Source organism: Actinomadura bangladeshensis (assembly GCF_004348335.1).
In the GTDB taxonomy this organism is placed as follows: Bacteria; Actinomycetota; Actinomycetes; order Streptosporangiales; family Streptosporangiaceae; genus Spirillospora; species Spirillospora bangladeshensis.
The window spans coordinates 1-9,683 of the sequence record NZ_SMJW01000284.1 but is presented as its reverse complement, the minus strand read 5'-3'; the positions used below and the strand labels follow the sequence as shown (position 1 = coordinate 9,683).

Sequence of the window (9,683 nt, the reverse complement as noted above, 5' to 3'; positions counted from 1 at the left end):
GTTCCTGCGGGGGCTGCGGGGGGCGGCTCCGGAGGCGGAGATCACCGTCATCGGGAACACCGGGGACGACATCTCGCTGTTCGGGCTGCGGGTCTGCCCCGATCTCGACACCGTGATGTACACGCTCGGCGGCGGGATCAACGAGGAGCAGGGCTGGGGGCGGGCGGACGAGACGTTCACCGTCAAGGAAGAGCTCGCCTCCTATGGTGTCGGCCCCGCCTGGTTCGGGCTCGGGGACCGGGACTTCGCGACGCACATCGTGCGGACGCAGATGCTCGCGGCCGGGTACAAGCTGTCCGCCGTCACCGAGGCGCTGTGCGATCGGTGGAAGCCGGGGGTGCGGCTGATCCCGATGACCGACGACCAGGTCGAGACGCACGTGGTCATCGAGGACGACAAGGGGCGGCGGGCGATCCACTTCCAGGAGTGGTGGGTGCGGCTGCGGGCGTCGGTCCCGGCGCTGTCGATCGCGGCGGTCGGCGCGGAGGACGCCAAGCCGGCGCCCGGAGTGCTGGCGGCGATCGAGGCCGCCGATGTGGTGATCTTCCCGCCGTCCAACCCGGTGGTGAGCATCGGGACGATCCTCGCGGTGCCCGGTATCCGGGACGCCATCGCGGCGAAGACCGTGGTGGGGGTTTCGCCGATCATCGGCGGGGCGCCGGTGCGGGGAATGGCCGATGCCTGCTTGACGGCGATCGGGGTTGAGACGTCGGCTCTGGCGGTCGCCGAGCTTTACGGGCTCGGGCTGCTCGATGGGTGGCTCGTCGATTCGGCTGACGCGGATGTGCGGGTCGAGGGCATCGAGGTGCGGTCGCGGCCATTGCTGATGAGCGACGAGGCCGCGACGGTCGATATCGCGCGGGCCGCGCTCGATCTCGCGGTCGGACTCAAGCGGGCGGAGGACGACGAATGAGGATCGAGGTTTTCGGCGTTCCGGGGCTTCCCGAGGTCGCCGAGGGCGACGACATCGCCGCGCTGATTCCCGCCGGCCTGGTCGCGGACGGGGACGTTCTCGTCGTCACGTCCAAGATCGTGAGTAAGGCGGAGGGGCGGGTCCTGGTCGCGGACGACCGGGAGAAGGCCATCGACGCCGAGACCGTGCGGGTGGTCGCGCGGCGGACGCATGCGCGGGGCGAGACCCGGATCGTGGAGACGCGGCAGGGGCTAGTGCTCGCGGCGGCCGGTGTGGACGCGTCCAATACCCGGCCCGGAACGGTGTTGCTTCTGCCGGAGGACCCTGATGCGTCGGCAAGGCGTATTCGTGCCGGGGTGCGAAAGCTCGTCGGTGTGGACGTGGGCGTCATTGTTTCCGACACGCTCGGACGGCCCTGGCGGAATGGATTGACCGACGCCGCCATCGGGGTCGCCGGGCTGGATCCGCTCAGTGATCTGCGCGGGCGCGACGACTCTTATGGCAATCGGCTCGATGTGACGATCACGGCCGTGGCCGATGAGATCGCCGCTGCGGGCGAATTGGTCAAGGGGAAGCTTGACGGGGTGCCGATCGCCGTTGTGCGGGGGCTCGCCGGGCTCGTGACCGCTGAGGACGGGCCGGGCGCGCGGGCGCTGGTTCGTCCGCCCGCCGAGGACATGTTCCGGTTCGGGTCGGCGGACGTGCTGCGTGCGCGGCGGACGATCCGGGAGTTCACCGAGGAGCCGGTGGACCCGGCGGCGGTGCGGCGGGCCGTCGGTGCGGCGATCACCGCGCCGGCGCCGCACCACACGACGCCGTGGCGGTTCGTCCTGCTGGAGTCGGCGGAGTCCCGGACGCGGCTGCTGGACGCGATGCGCGACGCCTGGGAGGCCGACCTGCGGCGGGACGGGTTCTCCGAGGAGTCGATCGCCAAGCGGCTCCGCCGCGGCGACGTGCTCCGGCGGGCCCCCTACCTGGTGGTTCCCTGCCTGGTGATGGACGGCTCGCACGACTACCCCGACGAGCGCCGGTCGCGCGCCGAGCGGGAGATGTTCGTGGTGGCGGCGGGCGCGGGCGTGGAGAACCTGCTGGTCGCGCTGGCCGTGGAGGGGCTCGGCTCGTGCTGGGTGTCGAGCACGATGTTCTGCCGTGACGTGGTGCGCGAGGTGCTCGACCTGCCGGACGAGTGGGATCCGATGGGCGCGGTGGGCGTCGGCCACGCGGCCGCACCCCCGCGCGACCGCCCGGCACGCAGCGCCGACGCCTTCATCGAGGTGCGCTGAGCGGGAATAGATCCGAGGTGGCCGGGGCTGGTCCCATTGCGGGACCCCGGTCGGGCGCGAATTATGACGATTGGCATAGAGTGCCCGCATGGACGCGACGAGCTCCGCTCTTCGCCGGGCCCTGGCCCGCGCGCGTGACGGCAAGACACTGGACCGATCCGAGGCCACCACACTGCTGCAGGCCCGCGGGGCGCAGCTCGACGATCTGCTCGCCCATGCGGCCCGCACCCGGGACGCCGGTCTGGAGGCCGCCGGCCGCCCGGGCGTCATCACCTACAGCCGCAAGGTCTTCATCCCGCTGACCCGGCTGTGCCGGGACCGCTGCGGGTACTGCACGTTCGCGACCGTCCCGCATCGGCTTGAGTCGCCCTACCTCAGCCCGGACGAGGTGCTGGAGATCGCCCGGCGCGGCGCGGAGATGGGCTGCAAGGAGGCCCTGTTCACGCTCGGGGACCGTCCCGAGGACCGGTGGAAGCAGGCCCGCGAGTGGCTGGACGCGCACGGCTACGACGACACGCTGTCCTATGTGCGGGCGATGGCGATCCGGGTGCTGGAGGAGACCGGGCTGCTGCCGCACCTGAACCCGGGCGTGCTGACGTGGCGCGACTTCCAGCGGCTCAAGCCGGTCGCGCCGTCCATGGGCATGATGCTGGAGACGACGGCGACGCGGCTGTTCAGCGAGAAGGGCGGGCCGCACTTCGGGTCGCCGGACAAGGACCCGGCCGTCCGGCTGCGCGTCCTGGAGGACGCCGGCCGCACGAACGTGCCGTTCACGACGGGCATCCTGATCGGCATCGGCGAGACGGTCGAGGAGCGCGCGGACGCGATCTTCGAGATCCGGCGGACGATGCGGGAGTACGGGGCGATCCAGGAGGTGATCGTCCAGAACTTCCGCGCGAAGCCCGACACGAAGATGCGCGACACGCCCGACGCGGAGCTGGAGGAGCTGGCCGCGACGATCGCGGTGACCCGGCTCATTCTGGGGCCGAAGGCGCGCGTGCAGGCGCCGCCGAACCTGGTCGCCGACCAGTTCGCGCTGATGCTGCGGGCCGGAATCGACGACTGGGGCGGGGTCTCACCGCTGACGCCCGACCACGTGAACCCGGAGCGGCCGTGGCCGCAGATCGACGAGCTGGCCGAGCGGACCGCCGATGCCGGGTTCACGCTGCGGGAACGGCTGACGATCTACCCCGAGTACGTGCGGCGGGGTGAGCCGTGGCTCGATCCGCGGCTCATCGGGCACGTCGCCGCTCTCGCCGACCCGGCCACCGGGCTGGCCCGGGAGGACGCGGTGCTGGAGGGGCGTCCGTGGCAGGAGCCCGATGGCGGGTTCGAGGCGTCCGGGCGCACTGATCTGCACACGTCGATCGACACGACGGGACGGACCAGTGACCGGCGGGACGACTTCGACGAGGTCTACGGGGACTGGGACGCGCTGAAGGAGCGCATGTCCGCGCCCCAGCGATTCGACGCCGACGTCAAGGCCGCTCTCGCGCGCGCGGAGCAGGACCCTGCCGGACTGTCGGACGATGAGGCCCTCGCCCTTCTGCACGCCGATGGACCCGAGCTCGATGCGCTGGCCCGGCTGGCTGATGACCTGCGCCGGGACGCAGTCGGCGACGACGTCACGTACGTCGTCACGCGGAACATCAACTTCACGAACGTCTGCTACACCGGCTGTCGGTTCTGTGCGTTCGCCCAGCGCCGGACCGATGCCGACGCCTACACCCTGTCCCTGAGCCAGGTCGGGGACCGGGTGGACGAGGCGTGGGCGGCGGGTGCCACCGAGATCTGCATGCAGGGCGGCATCCACCCGGATCTTCCCGGTACTGCCTACTTCGACCTCGCGCGTGAGGTGAAGCGGCGCGCGCCTGACATCCATCTGCATTCGTACAGCCCGATGGAGGTCGTGAACGGCGCGTCCAGGACCGACCTGTCGATCCGGGAATGGTTGCAGGCGGCGAAGGAGGCCGGGGTCGACTCGCTCCCGGGGACGGCCGCCGAGATCCTGGACGACGACGTCCGGTGGGTACTGACCAAGGGGAAGCTGCCCACCGACCAGTGGGTCGAGGTCGTCACCACCGCGCACGAGATCGGGCTCCCGACGACGTCCACGATGATGTACGGGCACGTCGACACACCGTCGCACTGGGTCGCGCACATCAAACTGCTCCGCTCCATCCAGGAGCGGACGGGCGGGTTCAGCGAATTCGTGCTGCTGCCCTTCGTCCACCACAACTCGCCCATCTATCTCGCCGGGCTGGCCCGTCCGGGACCGACCGTCCGGGAGAACGTGGCCGTCCATGCCCTGGCGCGAATCCTGCTGCACGGCGCGATCCCCAACATCCAGACGTCGTGGGTGAAGCTGGGCGACGAGCTGTGCACGCGCGTCCTGCAAGGGGGCGTGAACGACCTGGGCGGCACGCTGATGGAGGAGACCATCAGCCGCATGGCCGGGTCGGAGAACGGGTCGTTCAAGCCGATCAGCGACCTGGAGGAGATCGCCCGGCGCGCGGGACGTCCCGCCAGGCAGCGCACGACCCTGTACGGCGAGGTCCCGGCGGAGCGCCTGGAAGCGTCCCGCCGAACCGACGGAATCGGGAATTTCGGCCGCCTCCCCCTGACCCCCATCTCCCGTTGACCTGCGGCGTGTTGTTGTTATGGGAGCTCCCATAACAACAACACGCCGCAAGTGAACGCACGGTCCGGTATGACAGAGCCGTGGACGGAGAGGGACGCCCGCTGTGGCGGCGCCCGGCGGTCTGGGCCGCCGGAGCGCTGCTGCTGTCGGGCGCCGGCGGCGGCGCGTGGGCGTCCGGCCTGTTCTCCGCGCCGGCCTGCGCGGGCGCGCCGGTGCGGATCACCGTCGCGGCGCAGCCGGAGATCGCGCCCGCACTGAGTGACGCGGCGTCACGTTTCAACGTGGAGAAGCACCGGGTGGGCGGGCGCTGCGTCCACGCGCGCGTCCGGCCGGTCGCGCCCGCCGCCTACGAGTCCGGCGACGTGGACGCGTGGGTGCCGGAGTCGTCGCTGTGGCTGAGCATCGCCCGCGAGAGCGGGGACACGTCCGTCCCGCAGTTCGCCCAGTCGGTGGCCTCGACGCCGGTCGTGCTGGCCACGACCCGTCCGGTGAAGGACGAACTCACGGACGCCGACGTCGACATCAGTTGGAAGCTTCTGCGCAAGGCCAAGGCAGGCGGGATCCCCTTGGACCGGATCGCGGCCGACCCGAGCACAGGAATGACCGGCACCATCGCCATGCTCGCGGTCGAACAGGTCGACAAGGACGCCGACGTGGCCGAAGCGCTCCGCAAGGACGGCGGCTCAACGGCGACCCTGGCCGGACTGGTCGGCGCCGAACGGTTCGACCGTCCGCTGGCGGTCACCACAGAGCAGGCAGTGGTCGCCTATAACGAAACCCACCGTCCGAACCCGGTCGTGAGCCTCATGCCGGACGAAGGCACGCTCATGCTCGACCACCCCTATGCAGTGACCACGAGAGACGCACGCCGACGTGCCGCGGCGGAGGCGTTCCAAGCGGCACTGGGCACGCGCTCGGCCCGCGACATCCTGCAGCGTGCGGGCTTCCGCACGCCCGACGGAACCCTGGCCGCCGCATACGCACGCGAATACGGCTTTCCGGAGAAGGCGCCGAAGTCGCTCAGGCTGCCGACCCGCAAGGAGATCGACGCGGCGCTCTCGTCCTGGAAGACCTGATCAGGGGGCGCCGCGCAGGCAGCTGGGCCGCCGCTCGACCAGCGCGTCCGCCGACTTGCGCAGTTCGGTCAGGACCGCCTGCACCGACGGCCGCACCTCGGCGCCCACCCGCGTCCACAGGACCATGCGGCGGTCGACCGGGGCGTCGGCCACGTCCCGGACGACGATGCCCTCCTCCCGCTCGGCGAGCGCCAGGTCGGGGATCAGGCACACCGCCCCGCCGGACGCGACCATCGCGAAGATGATCAGCAGGTCGTTCGACCGGTAGCGCACGTCGGGCCGGAATCCGCCCAGCTCCACGCACGTCCGCTCCAGGAGATCGGCGTGGTTCGTCCCGACATGCCCGGTCACCCAGGGGGACTCCGCGAGATCGGCCAGCCGCACCGGAGCGCCGCTGACCGCCAGCGGATGGTTCTCCGGCAGCGCGACCCGCATCATCTCCGTGACCAGCACCTCGGACGTCAGCTCGGGCCTCCGGGGGCGCGGCAGGTGCGAGTACTCGTCCGTCAGCACCACGTCGATCTCCTGCAGCACCAGCGCCTGCAGGACCCGGTGGAACTCCTCGTCCAGGACGTCGACCACGAGGTCCGGATACTGGCCGGCCAGCCGCGGCAGCGCGGGCGCCAGCACATGCAGCAACGCCGTCTGGAACCCGACGAGCCGCACGACCCCGGCGACCCGCCCGCTCGCCGCGACCGTCGCCTCCTCGGCCCGCTTGGCCTCCGCCAGCAGCGTCTCGGCGTGCTCGGCGAGCACCTCCCCCGCCGTGGTCAGCCGCAGCCGCCGCCCGACCCGCTCCACCACCGGGACGCCGACGTCCTTCTGCAGCTGGGCGAGCTGCTGCGACACCGCCGAAGGCGTGTACCCGAGGACGTCGGCCACGGCGCCGAGCGTCCCGCGCAGCTTGAGTTCGCGGAGCACCCGCAGCCGTCCGAGATCCAACATCGTGAAGTGATTCTTACACAATCCCTCCAGGAACGGTCGCTGGACCTGAACGTTGGACGGAGTCAAACTGTAGGTGCGACGGAAAGGGACGGACACCCCGGCTCCCCCGATCGCCCCGCGCGGGAACGCCCCTCAGCGATCCCAAAGGAGCAAGACCATGCTGTACGTGCTCGGCATCATCATCGCCCTCGCCGTCCTCGGCCCCCTGTTCGGCGCCGACAGCCGGGACGGCCTCGACTGGACCCCGAACAACTTCTGGCTGCGCCGCCGCGCGGCCGTCGACCCGGTCAGAACGACCGGTAGTCCCGCACGGCCAACCGGGGGCCGCGCCTCGGCGGGCGCCTCCCGGACGATTCCAGCAGCCGGGTGACCCGGTACCGATGACCGGCGTAGGGCTCCAGCAGTTCGAGCATCCCGGCGTCGTCGACCTTGCGGCCCGCCAGCGCCCAGCCGACCAGGCCGGGCAGGTTGTAGTCGCCCACGGAGACGGCGTCGGGATCGCCGACCGCCCGCTGCCGGATCTCGGCCGCCGTCCAGACCCCGATGCCCGGCAGCGACCTGAGCCGCGCCTCCCCGGCGTCCTCCTCCAGCCGCTGCGCGACCCGCGCGGCCCCGATGATCGTCCTGGCGCGGACGGCCTCCAGCCCGGACCGGTGCCACTCCCACGAGGGAATCCGGACCCACACCTGCGGCGGCGGCGGAACCCGCATGTGCGGCGCCCCCGGCGCGGGCTCCCCGAACCGCCGCAGTAGGTACCCCCACCCGCGCCAGGCCTCCTGCGCGAGCACCTTCTGCTCCATCACGGCCGGCACGAGCGCCTCGAAGACCCGCCGCGACTTCCCGATCCGCAGCCCCTCACGCCGGCGCGCCTGCTCCCGGACGACGTCATGCCGCGCGACGAACCCGTCCGGCTCATCGTCGACGCCGAGCAGCTCGGGCACCCCGTCCAGCAACCACTCGGCCCCGGGCCCCCAAGCCGTCGCCTCGACGACGTCCCCGACCCACCGAAGCCGCAACGTCCCCGGCCCGTCGGGCGTATAGGACGCGCGCCAGACCGACCCGTCCCGCTCGACCCGGAACGCGGGATCATGATGCCCCCGCCGATGCGGCGAGACCGTCCCATGAAGATCGAGCGGCCACGGCGGCCGCCACTCCCGAACCCGGCCGGGGAGACGCCCAGCGGTCTTCTCCCCGGCCGCACGGACGCCAGGGGTACCGGACGGCACCAGAGCCACCGACCACCCACCGTCCACTCGACCGTCCGCACTACGCGCTACCGCGCCCCAGTGTGCCACCGCCGACCACCCAAGAGAGACAGCCGTCGAGGACGAGGCGACGCCAGCCGCGCCCAACTCCACTACCTCCGCCAACCCATCGGACAACCCAGCATCCCGAGACGAGGTGCCAGCGGAGAAGTAGCGGCCAAGAGGAGCCCCTACCGGACCAGCCGCAGGTGGCCGGTGAAGGAGCCGGTGGTCAGCGGCACATCATGCTCAGCCTTGAAGTACTGGCGGGCCGTGCGGGTTTGCGCGTACAGGGAAGCGTGGAAGTCGTCCTTGGACCCCTCCTCGCGGGGCCCGGCAGATACTCGCGCAGGCAGCGGAGCACGGCCGTTCCAAGTGGTGATCTCTGGACGTCCGGCCAGGTGTAGGGCGCCGATGCCCAGGTTTCGGAGCGAGGCCATGATGCGCGGGCCGGAGCGGGTGCGGACGGTGGGGTTGTCTTCGCGCCAGGTGGGGTCGCGGCGGGCGTCGAAAGCATCGAACAGGGCTTGGCGTTTCTCCTTGGCTGGGAACATGAGGTGGCCACCGCGGGCGTGGATGTAGGTGGCCGTTCAAGCCCTTGCAGCCGGACTTTTCATATACCAGGCCCGACGCGCCATCAATGATCAGATCGCGGTCCAAACTCAGCAAACCAGCTTGCCGCCTCAACTGCGCTGCCACCTATGATTGCGCGATGTCGCTCGCAGTGCGCTGGACTCGACTGCTGATGGTGATATCGGCAGCCGGCTTTGCAGGCGCGGCCTTCGCAATCCGCGCCACGATGGACGGGCCCATCGAACAGTACTCGGGCGCCGCCTTGTCCGCGGCCATCGTCTACACGATAGTGATCTTCATACGGCCGCTGGTCTCCCCACTGCCCGCCGGCAGCGCCGCGATCGCATACTGCTGGTTCATCGAGTTCGCACAGCTCACCCCCATACCCGCGGCACTCTCCCAACGCAGCTGGTTCGCGCGCCAGCTGCTGGGCGCCCAGTTCGACCTCATCGATGTCGCCTGGTATCCCGTCGGCGTCATCCCTTTGGTCGCCGCGCATTGGTTCCTCCGGGCCCGCACACGTTCCCGAACAGACCCGGCACCCGCCCACACAACATGATCTTGAGACAGCCGTGGGCAGCGGAGATCGGGACGGACCGGCACTGCTTCACTCGCCCCAGTCGCCGACACCGCCGAACTGCTCGATCCGCTCGGGCGACAGGCCGGTCAGCATGGCGACACTGGAGGTGAGCGATCCGTCCAGCACCTTCATGGACTCGGCGGACCTCCTCGTGGCGCTGCTCCAGGTAGGCCCTCGGCGTGCGCGGCCTGCGTGATCAGCTCATCCGTCGCCGGGTCGATCTTCAAGGGCGCCTGGCGCTTCGTGGTCGCGGTCCCCAGGTACCCAAGGACGACATGCACGATCGACGTGCAGCGGCGATCGTGCGCCCCTCAAGTCAGAGGTCGTACGCGCCCCACTTGATCTGCGTCACCATCGCCGCCTGCACGTCCCACTCCAGGGACGGGGTCCCGGGGTGTGGTCATGCGGCCTGGAGCCAGGGGGGTGGG

Annotated in this window: 8 protein-coding genes; 5 read left to right on the top strand and 3 right to left on the bottom strand. The window is 70.9% G+C overall.

The window, feature by feature from the left end:
* The 4 genes from cofD to E1284_RS34635 form a co-directional block, all read left to right on the top strand.
* The coding region (gene cofD, locus E1284_RS34650; protein WP_131944383.1) for a 2-phospho-L-lactate transferase at positions 1–913 on the top strand (913 nt) is incomplete at its 5' end.
* Positions 910–2,196 carry a coenzyme F420-0:L-glutamate ligase gene (locus tag E1284_RS34645; protein WP_131944382.1) on the top strand — a complete coding sequence of 429 codons (1,287 nt, stop codon included), beginning with the start codon at positions 910–912 and terminating at the stop codon, positions 2,194–2,196. The genes cofD and E1284_RS34645, both read left to right, overlap by 4 nt.
* Positions 2,197–2,284: 88 nt before the next feature.
* Complete coding sequence (locus tag E1284_RS34640) at positions 2,285–4,837, top strand: bifunctional FO biosynthesis protein CofGH (RefSeq protein ID WP_131944381.1); 2,553 nt, start codon at positions 2,285–2,287, stop codon at positions 4,835–4,837.
* Positions 4,838–4,917: 80 nt separating this feature from the next.
* Positions 4,918–5,913 carry a substrate-binding domain-containing protein gene (locus E1284_RS34635; RefSeq protein WP_131944380.1) on the top strand — a complete coding sequence of 332 codons (996 nt, stop codon included), beginning with the start codon at positions 4,918–4,920 and terminating at the stop codon, positions 5,911–5,913.
* Here the strand turns inward: E1284_RS34635 and E1284_RS34630 are convergent, their stop codons facing one another.
* The 3 genes from E1284_RS34630 to E1284_RS34620 form a co-directional block, all read right to left on the bottom strand.
* Complete coding sequence (locus tag E1284_RS34630) at positions 5,914–6,858, bottom strand: LysR family transcriptional regulator (protein WP_131944379.1); 945 nt, start codon at positions 6,856–6,858, stop codon at positions 5,914–5,916.
* 287 nt (positions 6,859–7,145) lie between these two features.
* A complete protein-coding gene (locus tag E1284_RS34625; RefSeq protein WP_243714927.1) occupies positions 7,146–7,874 on the bottom strand; it encodes a DNA-3-methyladenine glycosylase family protein in 729 nt (242 codons plus the stop codon).
* A 419-nt stretch (positions 7,875–8,293) separates the two neighbouring features.
* A complete protein-coding gene (locus tag E1284_RS34620; RefSeq protein ID WP_131944378.1) occupies positions 8,294–8,656 on the bottom strand; it encodes a hypothetical protein in 363 nt (120 codons plus the stop codon).
* 158 nt (positions 8,657–8,814) lie between these two features.
* Here E1284_RS34620 and E1284_RS34615 point away from each other — a divergent pair, with 158 nt between their 5' ends.
* Positions 8,815–9,234, top strand: coding sequence for a ribosomal maturation YjgA family protein (locus E1284_RS34615; protein WP_131944377.1), 420 nt, complete (start codon positions 8,815–8,817; stop codon positions 9,232–9,234).
* The last annotated feature ends 449 nt before the right edge of the window (positions 9,235–9,683 follow it).